At 54.3% G+C, this 16,516-nt stretch carries 6 protein-coding genes and 5 rRNA genes (1 of these 11 running past the window's edge); 8 read left to right on the top strand and 3 right to left on the bottom strand.

The window, feature by feature from the left end:
• The 8 genes from U5A05_RS20540 to U5A05_RS20505 all read left to right on the top strand — a co-directional run.
• A 23S ribosomal RNA gene (locus tag U5A05_RS20540) occupies window positions 1–2,124 on the top strand; it begins 767 nt to the left of the window's first position.
• Window positions 2,125–2,285: 161 nt separating this feature from the next.
• Window positions 2,286–2,401 (top strand): 5S ribosomal RNA (gene rrf, locus U5A05_RS20535).
• A 470-nt stretch (window positions 2,402–2,871) separates the two neighbouring features.
• Window positions 2,872–4,408: ribosomal RNA gene (locus U5A05_RS20530) — 16S ribosomal RNA — on the top strand.
• 327 nt (window positions 4,409–4,735) lie between these two features.
• A 23S ribosomal RNA gene (locus U5A05_RS20525) occupies window positions 4,736–7,627 on the top strand.
• Window positions 7,628–7,788: 161 nt separating this feature from the next.
• Window positions 7,789–7,904, top strand: a 5S ribosomal RNA gene (gene rrf, locus U5A05_RS20520).
• Together the 16S, 23S and 5S rRNA genes form the textbook arrangement of a ribosomal RNA operon.
• A 186-nt stretch (window positions 7,905–8,090) precedes the next feature.
• Complete coding sequence (locus U5A05_RS20515; RefSeq protein WP_261739701.1) at window positions 8,091–8,750, top strand: paraquat-inducible protein A; 660 nt, start codon at window positions 8,091–8,093, stop codon at window positions 8,748–8,750.
• Entirely contained in the window at window positions 8,737–9,360 is a 624-nt protein-coding gene (locus U5A05_RS20510; RefSeq protein ID WP_261739700.1) for a paraquat-inducible protein A, read from the top strand. The genes U5A05_RS20515 and U5A05_RS20510 overlap by 14 nt, the downstream gene beginning before the upstream one ends.
• Window positions 9,353–11,656, top strand: coding sequence for a PqiB family protein (locus tag U5A05_RS20505; RefSeq protein WP_261739699.1), 2,304 nt, complete (start codon window positions 9,353–9,355; stop codon window positions 11,654–11,656). The genes U5A05_RS20510 and U5A05_RS20505 overlap by 8 nt, the downstream gene beginning before the upstream one ends.
• Before the next feature lie 56 nt (window positions 11,657–11,712).
• On the opposite strand, the gene mksF is transcribed toward U5A05_RS20505, so the two are convergent.
• The 3 genes from mksF to mksB are packed head-to-tail and all read right to left on the bottom strand — an operon-like array spanning window position 11,713 to window position 16,467.
• Window positions 11,713–14,553 (bottom strand): Mks condensin complex protein MksF, encoded by a 2,841-nt coding sequence (mksF, locus tag U5A05_RS20500; protein ID WP_261739698.1) that lies wholly within the window; start codon window positions 14,551–14,553, stop codon window positions 11,713–11,715.
• Entirely contained in the window at window positions 14,550–15,200 is a 651-nt protein-coding gene (gene mksE, locus U5A05_RS20495; protein ID WP_321834551.1) for an Mks condensin complex protein MksE, read from the bottom strand. Before mksE ends, mksF begins: the two co-directional genes overlap by 4 nt.
• The gene (gene mksB, locus U5A05_RS20490; RefSeq protein ID WP_261739696.1) at window positions 15,190–16,467 is read right to left on the bottom strand and encodes an Mks condensin complex protein MksB; all 1,278 of its coding nucleotides are present in this window, start codon (window positions 16,465–16,467) and stop codon (window positions 15,190–15,192) included. Before mksB ends, mksE begins: the two co-directional genes overlap by 11 nt.
• Window positions 16,468–16,516 lie beyond the last annotated feature (49 nt).

Genomic DNA, 16,516 nt, shown 5'->3' with positions numbered 1-16,516 from the left:
AGTGAAAGGCTAATCAAGCTCGGAGATAGCTGGTTCTCCTCGAAAGCTATTTAGGTAGCGCCTCATGTATCACTGTAGGGGTAGAGCACTGTTTCGGCTAGGGGGTCATCCCGACTTACCAAACCGATGCAAACTCCGAATACCTACAAGTGCCGAGCATGGGAGACACACGGCGGGTGCTAACGTCCGTCGTGAAAAGGGAAACAACCCAGACCGTCAGCTAAGGTCCCAAAGTTATGGTTAAGTGGGAAACGATGTGGGAAGGCTTAGACAGCTAGGAGGTTGGCTTAGAAGCAGCCACCCTTTAAAGAAAGCGTAATAGCTCACTAGTCGAGTCGGCCTGCGCGGAAGATTTAACGGGGCTCAAACCATACACCGAAGCTACGGGTATCACTTAGGTGATGCGGTAGAGGAGCGTTCTGTAAGCCTGTGAAGGTGAGTTGAGAAGCTTGCTGGAGGTATCAGAAGTGCGAATGCTGACATGAGTAACGATAATGGGTGTGAAAAACACCCACGCCGAAAGACCAAGGTTTCCTGCGCAACGTTAATCGACGCAGGGTTAGTCGGTCCCTAAGGCGAGGCTGAAAAGCGTAGTCGATGGAAAACAGGTTAATATTCCTGTACTTCTGGTTATTGCGATGGAGGGACGGAGAAGGCTAGGCCAGCTTGGCGTTGGTTGTCCAAGTTTAAGGTGGTAGGCTGGAATCTTAGGTAAATCCGGGATTCTAAGGCCGAGAGCTGATGACGAGTTAACTTTTAGTTAACGAAGTGGTTGATGCCATGCTTCCAAGAAAAGCTTCTAAGCTTCAGGTAACCAGGAACCGTACCCCAAACCGACACAGGTGGTTGGGTAGAGAATACCAAGGCGCTTGAGAGAACTCGGGTGAAGGAACTAGGCAAAATGGCACCGTAACTTCGGGAGAAGGTGCGCCGGTGAGGGTGAAGCATTTACTGCGTAAGCCCACGCCGGTCGAAGATACCAGGCCGCTGCGACTGTTTATTAAAAACACAGCACTCTGCAAACACGAAAGTGGACGTATAGGGTGTGACGCCTGCCCGGTGCCGGAAGGTTAATTGATGGGGTTAGCTAACGCGAAGCTCTTGATCGAAGCCCCGGTAAACGGCGGCCGTAACTATAACGGTCCTAAGGTAGCGAAATTCCTTGTCGGGTAAGTTCCGACCTGCACGAATGGCGTAACGATGGCGGCGCTGTCTCCACCCGAGACTCAGTGAAATTGAAATCGCTGTGAAGATGCAGTGTATCCGCGGCTAGACGGAAAGACCCCGTGAACCTTTACTATAGCTTTGCACTGGACTTTGAATTTGCTTGTGTAGGATAGGTGGGAGGCTTTGAAGTGTGGACGCCAGTCTGCATGGAGCCAACCTTGAAATACCACCCTGGCAACTTTGAGGTTCTAACTCAGGTCCGTTATCCGGATCGAGGACAGTGTATGGTGGGTAGTTTGACTGGGGCGGTCTCCTCCTAAAGAGTAACGGAGGAGTACGAAGGTGCGCTCAGACCGGTCGGAAATCGGTCGTAGAGTATAAAGGCAAAAGCGCGCTTGACTGCGAGACAGACACGTCGAGCAGGTACGAAAGTAGGTCTTAGTGATCCGGTGGTTCTGTATGGAAGGGCCATCGCTCAACGGATAAAAGGTACTCCGGGGATAACAGGCTGATACCGCCCAAGAGTTCATATCGACGGCGGTGTTTGGCACCTCGATGTCGGCTCATCACATCCTGGGGCTGAAGCCGGTCCCAAGGGTATGGCTGTTCGCCATTTAAAGTGGTACGCGAGCTGGGTTTAGAACGTCGTGAGACAGTTCGGTCCCTATCTGCCGTGGACGTTTGAGATTTGAGAGGGGCTGCTCCTAGTACGAGAGGACCGGAGTGGACGAACCTCTGGTGTTCCGGTTGTCACGCCAGTGGCATTGCCGGGTAGCTATGTTCGGGAAAGATAACCGCTGAAAGCATCTAAGCGGGAAACTTGCCTCAAGATGAGATCTCACTGGAACCTTGAGTTCCCTAAAGGGCCGTCGAAGACTACGACGTTGATAGGTTGGGTGTGTAAGCGCTGTGAGGCGTTGAGCTAACCAATACTAATTGCCCGTGAGGCTTGACCATATAACACCCAAGCAATTTGCGCCCTTGAACACAAGAGCCTGCAAGTTGCGGTGTGTGAAGACGATACAGACCGAAAGTTTGCGATTCACAAAACACCACTCTATTACATACCCATTCGCTGGAGCGTAAGCCGAAAGGCAAACGACCTGGCTACCGAATTTCTTGACGACCATAGAGCATTGGAACCACCTGATCCCATCCCGAACTCAGTAGTGAAACGATGCATCGCCGATGGTAGTGTGGGGTTTCCCCATGTGAGAGTAGGTCATCGTCAAGATTAAATTCCAAAATCCCTGTCTGCTCACGCAGTCGGGGATTTTGTTTTTGTATAAGTACAAGCTTTGTAAAAAGCGTGTGCTGTTAACCAGGCCATTTGCCTGGCTAACAAGTAGATTGAACGTAGCAGGAAATAAGGTGTTGACAGCAGCGTGTAACGCTGTAGAATTCGCCTCCCGCTAACGAGAGATCGAAAGCGCAAGTGGTTGATGTTACAGAGGAAACTTTGAAAACATCTTAAAATAACCGCTTGACAGCAACAGAGGCTGCTGTAGAATGCGCGCCTCGGTTCAGCGAAAGCTAACCAACCGCTCTTTAACAACTGAATCAAGCAATTCGTGTGGGTGCTTGTGGAGTCAGACTGATAGTCAACAAGATTATCAGCATCACAAGTTACTCCGCGAGAAATCAAAGATGTAACCAACGATTGCTGAGCCAAGTTTAGGGTTTCTTAAAAACCCAAAGATGTTTGAACTGAAGAGTTTGATCATGGCTCAGATTGAACGCTGGCGGCAGGCCTAACACATGCAAGTCGAGCGGTAGAGAGAAGCTTGCTTCTCTTGAGAGCGGCGGACGGGTGAGTAATACCTAGGAATCTGCCTGATAGTGGGGGATAACGTTCGGAAACGGACGCTAATACCGCATACGTCCTACGGGAGAAAGCAGGGGACCTTCGGGCCTTGCGCTATCAGATGAGCCTAGGTCGGATTAGCTAGTTGGTGAGGTAATGGCTCACCAAGGCTACGATCCGTAACTGGTCTGAGAGGATGATCAGTCACACTGGAACTGAGACACGGTCCAGACTCCTACGGGAGGCAGCAGTGGGGAATATTGGACAATGGGCGAAAGCCTGATCCAGCCATGCCGCGTGTGTGAAGAAGGTCTTCGGATTGTAAAGCACTTTAAGTTGGGAGGAAGGGCAGTTACCTAATACGTGATTGTCTTGACGTTACCGACAGAATAAGCACCGGCTAACTCTGTGCCAGCAGCCGCGGTAATACAGAGGGTGCAAGCGTTAATCGGAATTACTGGGCGTAAAGCGCGCGTAGGTGGTTTGTTAAGTTGAATGTGAAATCCCCGGGCTCAACCTGGGAACTGCATCCAAAACTGGCAAGCTAGAGTATGGTAGAGGGTAGTGGAATTTCCTGTGTAGCGGTGAAATGCGTAGATATAGGAAGGAACACCAGTGGCGAAGGCGACTACCTGGACTGATACTGACACTGAGGTGCGAAAGCGTGGGGAGCAAACAGGATTAGATACCCTGGTAGTCCACGCCGTAAACGATGTCAACTAGCCGTTGGGAGTCTTGAACTCTTAGTGGCGCAGCTAACGCATTAAGTTGACCGCCTGGGGAGTACGGCCGCAAGGTTAAAACTCAAATGAATTGACGGGGGCCCGCACAAGCGGTGGAGCATGTGGTTTAATTCGAAGCAACGCGAAGAACCTTACCAGGCCTTGACATCCAATGAACTTTCTAGAGATAGATTGGTGCCTTCGGGAACATTGAGACAGGTGCTGCATGGCTGTCGTCAGCTCGTGTCGTGAGATGTTGGGTTAAGTCCCGTAACGAGCGCAACCCTTGTCCTTAGTTACCAGCACGTAATGGTGGGCACTCTAAGGAGACTGCCGGTGACAAACCGGAGGAAGGTGGGGATGACGTCAAGTCATCATGGCCCTTACGGCCTGGGCTACACACGTGCTACAATGGTCGGTACAAAGGGTTGCCAAGCCGCGAGGTGGAGCTAATCCCATAAAACCGATCGTAGTCCGGATCGCAGTCTGCAACTCGACTGCGTGAAGTCGGAATCGCTAGTAATCGTGAATCAGAATGTCACGGTGAATACGTTCCCGGGCCTTGTACACACCGCCCGTCACACCATGGGAGTGGGTTGCACCAGAAGTAGCTAGTCTAACCCTCGGGAGGACGGTTACCACGGTGTGATTCATGACTGGGGTGAAGTCGTAACAAGGTAGCCGTAGGGGAACCTGCGGCTGGATCACCTCCTTAATCGACGACATCAGCTGCTCCATAAGTTCCCACACGAATTGCTTGATTCACTGTAAAAGACGGTAGAAGCCGCTTAGGTTGTACGGCTTCTCTATCGTAAAGCTTAGAAATGAACATTTTCTCGAAAGAGAGTGAATGTTGATTTCTGATCTTTTGATTAGATCGTTCTTTAAAAATTTGGGTATGTAATAGAAAGTTAGACTGGATAACACTTTCACTGGTGTTTATTCAGGCTAAGGTAAAATTTGTGAATGAGTTCTTAATTGAACATGCGAATTTTCGGCGAATGTCGTCTTCATAGTATAACCAGATTGCTTGGGGTTATATGGTCAAGTGAAGAAGCGCATACGGTGGATGCCTTGGCAGTCAGAGGCGATGAAAGACGTGGTAGCCTGCGAAAAGCTTCGGGGAGTCGGCAAACAGACTTTGATCCGGAGATGTCTGAATGGGGGAACCCACCTAACATAAGTTAGGTATCTTAAGCTGAATACATAGGCTTAAGAAGCGAACCAGGGGAACTGAAACATCTAAGTACCCTGAGGAAAAGAAATCAACCGAGATTCCCTTAGTAGTGGCGAGCGAACGGGGACCAGCCCTTAAGCTGTATTGATGTTAGCGGAACGCTCTGGAAAGTGCGGCCATAGTGGGTGATAGCCCTGTACGCGAAAACATCTTTACAGTGAAATCGAGTAGGACGGAGCACGAGAAACTTTGTCTGAATATGGGGGGACCATCCTCCAAGGCTAAATACTACTGACTGACCGATAGTGAACTAGTACCGTGAGGGAAAGGCGAAAAGAACCCCGGAGAGGGGAGTGAAATAGATCCTGAAACCGTATGCGTACAAGCAGTGGGAGCCCACTTTGTTGGGTGACTGCGTACCTTTTGTATAATGGGTCAGCGACTTATTTTCAGTGGCAAGCTTAACCGAATAGGGGAGGCGTAGCGAAAGCGAGTCTTAATAGGGCGTCTAGTCGCTGGGAATAGACCCGAAACCGGGCGATCTATCCATGGGCAGGTTGAAGGTTGGGTAACACTAACTGGAGGACCGAACCGACTACCGTTGAAAAGTTAGCGGATGACCTGTGGATCGGAGTGAAAGGCTAATCAAGCTCGGAGATAGCTGGTTCTCCTCGAAAGCTATTTAGGTAGCGCCTCATGTATCACTGTAGGGGGTAGAGCACTGTTTCGGCTAGGGGGCCATCCCGGCTTACCAAACCGATGCAAACTCCGAATACCTACAAGTGCCGAGCATGGGAGACACACGGCGGGTGCTAACGTCCGTCGTGAAAAGGGAAACAACCCAGACCGTCAGCTAAGGTCCCAAAGTTATGGTTAAGTGGGAAACGATGTGGGAAGGCTTAGACAGCTAGGAGGTTGGCTTAGAAGCAGCCACCCTTTAAAGAAAGCGTAATAGCTCACTAGTCGAGTCGGCCTGCGCGGAAGATTTAACGGGGCTCAAACCATACACCGAAGCTACGGGTATCACTTAGGTGATGCGGTAGAGGAGCGTTCTGTAAGCCTGTGAAGGTGAGTTGAGAAGCTTGCTGGAGGTATCAGAAGTGCGAATGCTGACATGAGTAACGATAATGGGTGTGAAAAACACCCACGCCGAAAGACCAAGGTTTCCTGCGCAACGTTAATCGACGCAGGGTTAGTCGGTCCCTAAGGCGAGGCTGAAAAGCGTAGTCGATGGAAAACAGGTTAATATTCCTGTACTTCTGGTTATTGCGATGGAGGGACGGAGAAGGCTAGGCCAGCTTGGCGTTGGTTGTCCAAGTTTAAGGTGGTAGGCTGGAATCTTAGGTAAATCCGGGATTCTAAGGCCGAGAGCTGATGACGAGTTAACTTTTAGTTAACGAAGTGGTTGATGCCATGCTTCCAAGAAAAGCTTCTAAGCTTCAGGTAACCAGGAACCGTACCCCAAACCGACACAGGTGGTTGGGTAGAGAATACCAAGGCGCTTGAGAGAACTCGGGTGAAGGAACTAGGCAAAATGGCACCGTAACTTCGGGAGAAGGTGCGCCGGTGAGGGTGAAGCATTTACTGCGTAAGCCCACGCCGGTCGAAGATACCAGGCCGCTGCGACTGTTTATTAAAAACACAGCACTCTGCAAACACGAAAGTGGACGTATAGGGTGTGACGCCTGCCCGGTGCCGGAAGGTTAATTGATGGGGTTAGCTAACGCGAAGCTCTTGATCGAAGCCCCGGTAAACGGCGGCCGTAACTATAACGGTCCTAAGGTAGCGAAATTCCTTGTCGGGTAAGTTCCGACCTGCACGAATGGCGTAACGATGGCGGCGCTGTCTCCACCCGAGACTCAGTGAAATTGAAATCGCTGTGAAGATGCAGTGTATCCGCGGCTAGACGGAAAGACCCCGTGAACCTTTACTATAGCTTTGCACTGGACTTTGAATTTGCTTGTGTAGGATAGGTGGGAGGCTTTGAAGTGTGGACGCCAGTCTGCATGGAGCCAACCTTGAAATACCACCCTGGCAACTTTGAGGTTCTAACTCAGGTCCGTTATCCGGATCGAGGACAGTGTATGGTGGGTAGTTTGACTGGGGCGGTCTCCTCCTAAAGAGTAACGGAGGAGTACGAAGGTGCGCTCAGACCGGTCGGAAATCGGTCGTAGAGTATAAAGGCAAAAGCGCGCTTGACTGCGAGACAGACACGTCGAGCAGGTACGAAAGTAGGTCTTAGTGATCCGGTGGTTCTGTATGGAAGGGCCATCGCTCAACGGATAAAAGGTACTCCGGGGATAACAGGCTGATACCGCCCAAGAGTTCATATCGACGGCGGTGTTTGGCACCTCGATGTCGGCTCATCACATCCTGGGGCTGAAGCCGGTCCCAAGGGTATGGCTGTTCGCCATTTAAAGTGGTACGCGAGCTGGGTTTAGAACGTCGTGAGACAGTTCGGTCCCTATCTGCCGTGGACGTTTGAGATTTGAGAGGGGCTGCTCCTAGTACGAGAGGACCGGAGTGGACGAACCTCTGGTGTTCCGGTTGTCACGCCAGTGGCATTGCCGGGTAGCTATGTTCGGGAAAGATAACCGCTGAAAGCATCTAAGCGGGAAACTTGCCTCAAGATGAGATCTCACTGGAACCTTGAGTTCCCTAAAGGGCCGTCGAAGACTACGACGTTGATAGGTTGGGTGTGTAAGCGCTGTGAGGCGTTGAGCTAACCAATACTAATTGCCCGTGAGGCTTGACCATATAACACCCAAGCAATTTGCGCCCTTGAACACAAGAGCCTGCAAGTTGCGGTGTGTGAAGACGATACAAACCGAAAGTTTGCGACTCACAAAACACCACTCTATTACATACCCATTCGCTGGAGCGTGAGCCGAAAGGCAAACGACCTGGCTACCGAATTTCTTGACGACCATAGAGCATTGGAACCACCTGATCCCATCCCGAACTCAGTAGTGAAACGATGCATCGCCGATGGTAGTGTGGGGTTTCCCCATGTGAGAGTAGGTCATCGTCAAGATTAAATTCCAAACCCCCTGTCTGCTCACGCAGACAGGGGGTTTGTTTTTGGGCCGAGAAAAGTTGCGGCTAGCGCAATATCGCTCTTCAGCTGTACTGCGGCTAAAGTCCTACAAATAGGCACAGTTATTTTGTAGTCCGCGCACTAGAATAAGCCCAGTCATTTTCTGAGCCAGAGACTCCCTATATGCCAGATCCGGTTGACCCCTGCAGGGTGTCAGAATTACCGCTGGACGAGTTGGTGGCTTGTCATGAGTGCGATCTGTTGATGCGCAAGCCGCATCTTGCTCTCGGTGAGAAAGCCCAATGCCCGCGCTGCGGTTACGAACTCTACGCCCATAGGTACAAGGTGGTTGAACGCAGCCTTGCGCTTGTGATTGCCGCATTGTTGCTCTACATCCCTGCGAACTTTTTGCCCATCATGCAGCTCAACCTACTGGGCCAGGCGTCGCAAGACACGGTCTGGAGTGGTGTGCTTGGTTTGTTCAATACCGGCATGCAAGGCATCGCGGTCGTGGTGTTCCTGTGCAGCATGGGGATCCCGCTGCTTAAATTGCTCTGTCAGCTCGCCGTACTTCTCAGTATTCGCTGGAATATAGGCCGCAGTTACGGATTGCTTATTTACCGTATTTATCACCACCTGCGTGATTGGGGCATGCTCGAGGTGTACCTGATGGGGGTACTGGTGGCGATCGTGAAACTGGCCGATTTAGCTGAATTGAGCCTTGGCCTGGGGTTGGTCTGTTTTATCAGCTTACTGCTGGTACAGGTCTGGCTGGAAGTGGTGATGTCGCCTCACCAGATTTGGCAAGCGCTGTCCGGGGAGGATATTCATGCGGGCGATTGATGCAGGTATTTTGATCTGTGGCGAGTGCCACGAGCTGAACAGGCAAGATCCTGAAACAGATGAGCAAACCTGTACTCGCTGCGGGGCCCTGGTCCATGCGCGGCGCCCCGACAGCCTGATGCGTACCTGGGCATTGCTGCTGACCTCGGCCATTCTCTACATCCCGGCCAACCTGCTGCCGATCATGACGATCAACTCACTGGGCCAAGGCTCTCCGAGTACTATCATGGCGGGGGTTATCGAGCTGGTGCAGCACGGCATGATCCCGATTGCAGCGGTTGTGTTTGTGGCAAGTATTCTGGTGCCGACCTTCAAACTGGTCGGCATTGCGCTGCTGCTGTTTTCGGTACAGCGCCATCAGCCTCTGTCGGCTCGGCAACGTATCATCATGTACCGCTTTATTGAGTTCATTGGCCGCTGGTCAATGTTGGATATTTTTGTCATAGCCATTTTGGTGGCTGTGGTGAATTTTGGACGCATAGCCAGCATCGAAGCCAATCTTGGCGCAGTGGCCTTTGCCAGTGTGGTGGTGCTTACGATGCTTGCAGCTGTAACTTTTGATCCCCGACTGATTTGGGATAATACGGAGTCGGACGACGACCATGAGTGACCTGCCTACTGCTAAAACCCGCCCGGCTTCCAATTGGTCGGCGATCTGGATCCTACCGCTTATTGCCCTGATCATCGGTGGCTGGCTCGGATGGCGTGCCTACAGCCAGACCGGTATCGATATTCAGGTGCGTTTTGAAAGTGGCGAAGGCATCGTCGCCAACAAGACCGAAGTGGTCTACAAAGGCATGCCTGTGGGTAAGGTCAAGACTCTGGCTTTGGATGAAGATGGTCCAAGCAAGGGTGTGATTGCCACGGTCGAGATGAACAAGGACGTTGAGCAGTATCTCAAGACCAATACTCGCTTCTGGCTGGTCAAGCCCAGCGTGTCATTGGCGGGGATTACCGGCCTCGAAACCCTGGTCTCGGGTAACTACATTGCTGTCAGCCCCTCAGATGGCGAGCCTGTTCGCAAGTTCAAGGCTCTCTCACAGGAGCCGCCTCTGTCTGATACCGTTCCCGGCCTGCACTTGACGCTCAAGGCTGACCGTCTCGGCTCGCTGAACCGTGGCAGCCCGGTGTTCTACAAACAAATCCAGGTTGGTCAGATCAAGAGCTACGTGCTGTCAGAGGACCAAAGTACCGTCGAAATCAAAGTCTTTATTGAGCCGACCTACGCCAATCTGGTGCGCAAACATACGCGTTTCTGGAATGCCAGCGGCATCAGCATCGACGCCAACCTGTCGGGTGTGAAGCTGCGCAGCGAATCCCTCGCGAGCATCGTGGCCGGTGGTATTGCGTTCGCTACACCAGAGAACCGCAAAGACAGCCCACCCACCGATTCAAACCTGCCGTTCCGTCTCTATGAAGATTTCGATGCTGCCCAGGCGGGAATCAAGGTCAAAGTCAAACTGAGCGACTTTGAAGGCCTGCAAGCCGGTCGCACGCCTGTTATGTACAAAGGTATTCAGGTGGGTAGCCTCAAGGGCCTCAAGGTTGACCCGGACCTGACCAGCGCCAGCGCCGAACTGACCCTCGACCCGTTAGCCGAAGACTACCTGGTGCAAGGCACCCAGTTCTGGGTGGTCAAGCCATCGATCTCGCTGGCCGGTATTACCGGGCTAGAGGCGTTGGTCAAAGGTAACTACATCGCGATTCGCCCTGGTGACAAGGGCAGCACCCCCGAGCGCGAATTTATCGCCCGGGCCAAAGCACCACCGTTGGATCTGCGCTCACCGGGCCTGCACATGGTGCTCTTCACCGAGAACCTGGGGTCGCTGGATGTCGGCAGCCCAATTCTCTATAAGCAGGTCAAGGTCGGTTCGGTTCAGAGCTATCAGTTCTCCCGCACTAAAAAGCAGTTGGTGATCGGCGTCCATATCGAAAAGGAATACGAAAACCTGGTCAATGCCTCGACCCGTTTCTGGAATGCCAGCGGTATCACGCTGACCGGCGGCTTGACCGGCGGCATTCAGGTTAAAAGTGAATCCTTGCAAAGCCTGATGGCTGGCGGGATTGCCTTTGAAACCCCAGAAGCCAAAGCTCCGTTGCAAAAACGCATCCCGCGTTTCCGTCTGTTCACTGACCGCGACGCTGCCATGCAGCAGGGCGTAGCGGTGACGATCAAAGTAGCCCGTGCCGATGGCCTGCGCGCAGGCACGCCGATTCGTTTCAAGGGGCTGGATGTTGGCAAAATCGAAAGCGTCGATCTAAGTGAAGATCTGCAATCCGTGTTGCTTCAGGCCCGTATCACCGAAGTCCCGGAGCGCATTGCGCGGGCTGGTAGTCAATTCTGGGTGGTCAAACCGGAACTGGGATTGATGAAAACGGCCAACCTCGAAACCCTGGTCACTGGCCAGTACCTTGAGGTGCAACCCGCGAGCAGACAATTGGGTCGCCAGACCAGTTTTGTCGCTCTGGAGCAGGCACCGGATGCCGCGGTTCCACAGGCCGGGTTGAGTCTGGTATTGAGCGCTGCGCGCCGTGGTTCGCTCAAGGAAGGTGTACCTGTGACCTATCGTGAGGTCACCGTGGGCAAGGTGACCGGGTATGAACTGGGCAGCACTGCCGATCGCGTACTGGTACACATCCTGATCGAACCGCGTTATGCGCCGTTGGTGCGCAGCGGTAGTCGCTTCTGGAACAGCAGCGGTTTTGGTGTCGACTTCGGTTTGTTCAAGGGCGCAACGATTCGCACCGAATCGCTGGAAACCCTGGTTCAGGGCGGCATTGCTTTCGCTACCCCGGATGATGACAAAATGGGCAATCAGGCCCGTCCTGAGCAGACTTTCCCGTTGTTCGACAAGTTCGAAGACGAATGGCTGCAATGGGCGCCGAAGATCCCGCTAGGTAAATAACCTGCAAAAAAAACCGCGATCATTGATCGCGGTTTTTTTATGCTCAGGATTCAGCCTCAGACTTCATCCAGCTCGGGCTGTTGCACAGCCGTCACCGCATCAGGTTTTACCTCGTCATGACGACGGATGTACTTCCAGTCGTCTTCATCGATGTAAATCCCGTTCGGTCCGCTGCCGCCCTCAAGGTCGATGGCCACATGGGCACAGACTTGCGGCTTCACACTGGCCAGAATCGGTACGAAGCCCAGTTGCAAACTGGTCTCCAGCAGCGCGGTCTGGTTTTTCTCGTCAATGTCCGCGGCTTCATCCAGGTAGTACGGCAAGCGGATACGCCCGGCCTGATCGCGGTCCATCAAGTGCAGCAACAAATACATGTTGGTCAGCGCCTTGATCGTCATGGTCGTACCGTTGGATGCGGCACCGTCAATATCGGTATGGATCACCGGCTGGCCATTGACCTTGGTGATCTCGAACGCGAGCTCGAAAAGGTCCTTGAGACCCAACTGGTTGTGATTCGCCGCCACCAGCCGCGCCAGATATTCCTTGGCCTCTTCGTTCTTGTTGTCCTGCTCGGCGCTCTGGCTGAGGTCGAACACGGACAGGGTTTCGCCTTCTTCGTACTGACCGGCGCTGTGGATAATCTGATCGATATGCTTGAGCGCCTCCTTGTTGGGCGCCAGTACGATGCGGAAGCTCTTGAGGTTGGAGACCTGACGCTTGTTGATCTCGCGGTTGAACAGCGCCAGTTGATGCTCGAGGCTGTCGTAGTCGCTGCGGATGTTTCGCAGCGTGCGGGCGATGTCGGTTACCGCTGCCCGACGTGCCTTGCCCAGTGTCAGGGCTTCTTCGGTACGGTGCGCGTAAGCGTTGATCAGCAACTGCAGGCGCCGCTCCATATCGTCTTCGCTGTCGAACTTGGCCACACCTTTGAGGCGCACCTGCGCATATAAGGCTTCGATCTGACCGTCGCAGCGCAACAGCCCTTGCCAGCTGTCCTGATAGTCGTTGAGCAATGGCAACAGGTTGTCCATCGAGTCGTCGACCGGGTCCATAAATGGCGTACCAAACGGCAAGTCAGCAGGCAGCAACTGACGACGACGCAAACTGTCATCCAGCGTGCGCTGCTTGGCTTCCATGTCACCGATCTGGCGACCTACCAGTTGCAGCTTGGCGGACAACTGTTGAACCCGTTCGGTGAAGGCATCGCTGGAGCGCTTCAACTCGTCTTGCGCTGCTTCGGCCTGGGCCAGTTGCTCGAGTTTCTCGCCCTCTTCGGCACTTAATGTCTGACTGCGGCGGAAGTCTTCCAGCGCCTTCTGCGCATCCAGCACTTGCTGATACAACGACTCGGCTTCGGTTTTGCTCGCGGCGCGATCCGAGGTCACGGCCTGTTGGGTTTTCAGCTGCTTGAGTTCTTTTTCAAGACGCTCTTTTTGCTCGCGCAATGCCGCACGGTCAGCCAGCGCCTGCAGGGCAGGGGGCTCGATATGGCTCAGATCAATGGACAGCCCTGGCGCTTCAAAACGCTCACCTTTAAAGCCATCGAGGATCAACTCCAGCGACTTGACCCAGGCATCGCTGTCATCCAGCGCAATCCCGTGCTCACCCAATGGCAGGCTGAACAGCGCGCTGTTGAACAAACGCATCAGGCGTTCCACGTCCTGCTGCGAAAACTCTTCGCGCAGACGGGCATAGCTGTTGTTGTCCGCGTGATCGAGTTGCTGCTTGACGGACTTCAGACGTTTTTCCAGGTCACGCAAGCGTTCGTCCAGATCCTCGGCACTGAACTGACGCGATTGCGCCAAGGCACCCGCCAGTTCGTCATGGGCGTCCTTGGCGCTCAGCAGTTGCTGTTCCAGCACCTTCACATCGTCAACCAGAGCGAAGCGATGCTTGAGTACCGACAACTCGCCGAGCCAGCGCTGAGTGCCAGCGATCTCCCGCTCCAGACGCATCAACTCCTGGGTGCTGCTGCGCTGATCGTTTTGCAATGAGTCCTGTTCGTTGCGGTAGTGCTCGGACTGGATCAGCAACTCTTCCTTGCGGGCCCCGGCGTAGTCCTGCCAGGTGCCGAGCAACGAGTCGAGCAGTGGCGACAAGCGATGCAGTTTGCCGCGCAGCAGGTCGCGTTGACGAACACCGGCCGCCAGCGACTCCACCAATGGCCCGGCGCCGACCAGTGCGTTGTAGTCCTGCTCCATGCGTCGTACGTCGCGGAAGGCTTCTTCACACGCGGCGATGTAATCAACGCTACCCGAACGCAGGCTGTGCTCAAACGCATCGAGAAACAGCTGCTTGAGTTTGGCGGCAGTGATTTCGCGCATATGCAGCAGGTTGATAAACAGGGCGCGGAAGGTCTTGAGGCTCTGCTCGCTGGTGGAACGCAGCGGGATCAGGGTCAGATCCAGCGGAATAGACGTATGCCCGCCGACCAGCAAACGGCGCAGTTCATCGGGCTTCAGTTCGTAGGCTTTTAGGCCGTTACGCTCGAGGTTGTTGAACAGCTCTTTCTGTCGCAGGCAGGTATCGTCTTTTTGGTAATGCCCCAGGTCCAGTTTGCCCGCGTAGGCGAAAAACTGGTGACCGAATCCACCGCCGGGGCCGCGTCCTACCACACCGATCACATGGGGACCGTGGGGCAGGGAGACTTCGACCAGGATGTAGCTGGTATCTGAGGCAAAATAGAAGCGCCGCGATTGTTCGAGGCTGTACTTGCCGAAGCTCATGTCTGACATGCGTGCCAGAATCGGGAACTGTAAGGCGTTGATCGATGCCGACTTACCGAGGTTATTCGCCCCGTAGACCGACAGGGGATGTTCCAGCGGGAACAGCCCCAGGCTGTAACCGGCCGTGTTCAACAGGGCAAAGCGGCGAATGCCGTAGCGTTCCTGGCTCATGCGTCCATCTCCTGCTGTTCATCGGCAATGGCACGAGCCAATGCGGCTTCATCGTCGTCAATATCGTCATCGACCAGAACCGGTGTCGGCAAAGGCAAGATGCTGTGCAAGCTGGCTGCCAGATCGCGGTCTTGTTGCACCGACAGGCACACATCCAGAAAGCGGTGCATCGGTGGCAGGAAGCGGTAGATGCCAGGCTCTTCACTGGCAAAGCCGAGCTGCGTCATGCGGCGCATGATCTTTTCTTCCAGCTCTTCATGGGTGGTGACTTCGGCCTGCACAAACAGATCGCGGTATTTTTCCAGCAGCGCGGGTAGCTCGTCGCGCCCCAGGCTGCCACCGTCAAGCACGGCAATCGGGTCGCGGCCCTGATCGGCCAGATGCTCGACGATGATGAACGTGAACAGCGCCAGGCGTTGCGCAGTCTTGTTCACTTGCGCGGTGGCAGTGTCGGGCACGAAGTAATAAAAACCACGGGTATCACACACCAGCTCAAAGCCCAGTGCCTTGAACAGCGCGCGGTATTGATCCTGGAAGTTCGACAGTTGTGCGTACAGCTCGGGATCGCGGCGGCTGACGTGATAGCCCTTGAACAGCTCACGAAAAATCGGTGCCAGCTGGGACAGTTCAGAAAGATCAAGATGCATTCAGAGGACTCGCAGAAGTCTGGGTCGCATCTTCGCTGTGGGAAAGCAGAGCGAAGGAGCGCAGGCTGACCAGATGTTCGTGGGTGTGGTAATCGCGGCGCTCAAGACGTTCGCGCACAAAGCGTTTTTCGCGGGACAGGCGCGAGAACCAGTACAACAGTTCGTCGGTGTCGCCATCCGGCTCTTGTGCCAGCAGCCAGGTCATCAAGTCCGGCATCGGCAGCGCGTCGCTGCAACGATCGAGCATTTCCTTGACGGTGCGCGGTGCCTTGGGTGTTTCGCCCCGGTGGACTTTATGCGCCTTGGGGAATTTCGTCGGTTTTGGCTCGAAGCGGGCCAGGGCGTAGACATAGGCTTCGACTTGGCTGGCGCTGCCCAAAAAGGTGCTTTGCGGGCGCGTGAACATCGGCATCGAAGCTTGCGGTACCGCGTCCAGCCCCTTGCGTCGGATGGCGGCCAGCGCCAGTGCCGCGCCACGGGTTACGGCGTTGTGCCGACGGGCCTCTTCACGCAGCGGCAGCAACAGCTCGCGGGCATGGCGCAGGGTCATCTGGGCGCTGGTTTGCATTTCGAGGATGCGCGCATGGGTGCGCAGCAGCATATCGTCGTCTACCAGATGGCCGAGCCGCTGTTGCTCGCTGAGCATGCGCAGCAGCACGACTTCAACTTTACGTACGCCCTGTTCGAAGGCACCGTCGGCGTTGACCAGCTGAATCATCGGTTCGACGTATTCGTCCCACGTCGCCAGGACTTCTGCATAACGCTGGCGCAGTGGTATTTGCCGATCACTGGTCTTGGCCCGCTCGGCCACGGCCACCAGCGCTTGTTCGTCGTTGGCCAGCTTCTTCAATACGTCACGTACACGCATATCGAGCAAACGCAGCTGGCGCGCCAGGTCATGACTGTCACGGATGTCGAACGCATCCTGGATATATCCGGCCAAACGCTCCAGATGGCGCAGGTAGGCTTCGATTTCCAGGCATAGGCCAAGACGGTGCTCGTGGCGCAGATAGGCCAGAAAGTCGTGAATTTGTGCGTTGAGCTCGAAACGGTTCGGGCTTTTTGCGACCGGCACCAGAATGTCCAGACGAATCCAGGCATCGAGCACGCTGGTGATGTCTTGTGGCGTGCTGTCCACCTGATGTGCGGCCAGTTGCAGACGCAATTCGTTCAGGCTCAGGGTGCCTTGGTCGAAGTGTTCACACAAAGGCTCAAGAAGTGCCCAGTGCTCGGCGAGGGCACGTAAAACGCGCTTGGGTTCGATCATGGGAGGGCCGGTCAATTGGCAATGAAAGGCCGCGATTGTACTGCAACGT

Source organism: Pseudomonas kulmbachensis (genome assembly GCF_963681935.1).
In the GTDB taxonomy this organism is placed as follows: domain Bacteria; phylum Pseudomonadota; class Gammaproteobacteria; order Pseudomonadales; family Pseudomonadaceae; genus Aquipseudomonas; species Aquipseudomonas kulmbachensis.
This window is presented reverse-complemented; position numbering and strand designations above follow the sequence as displayed.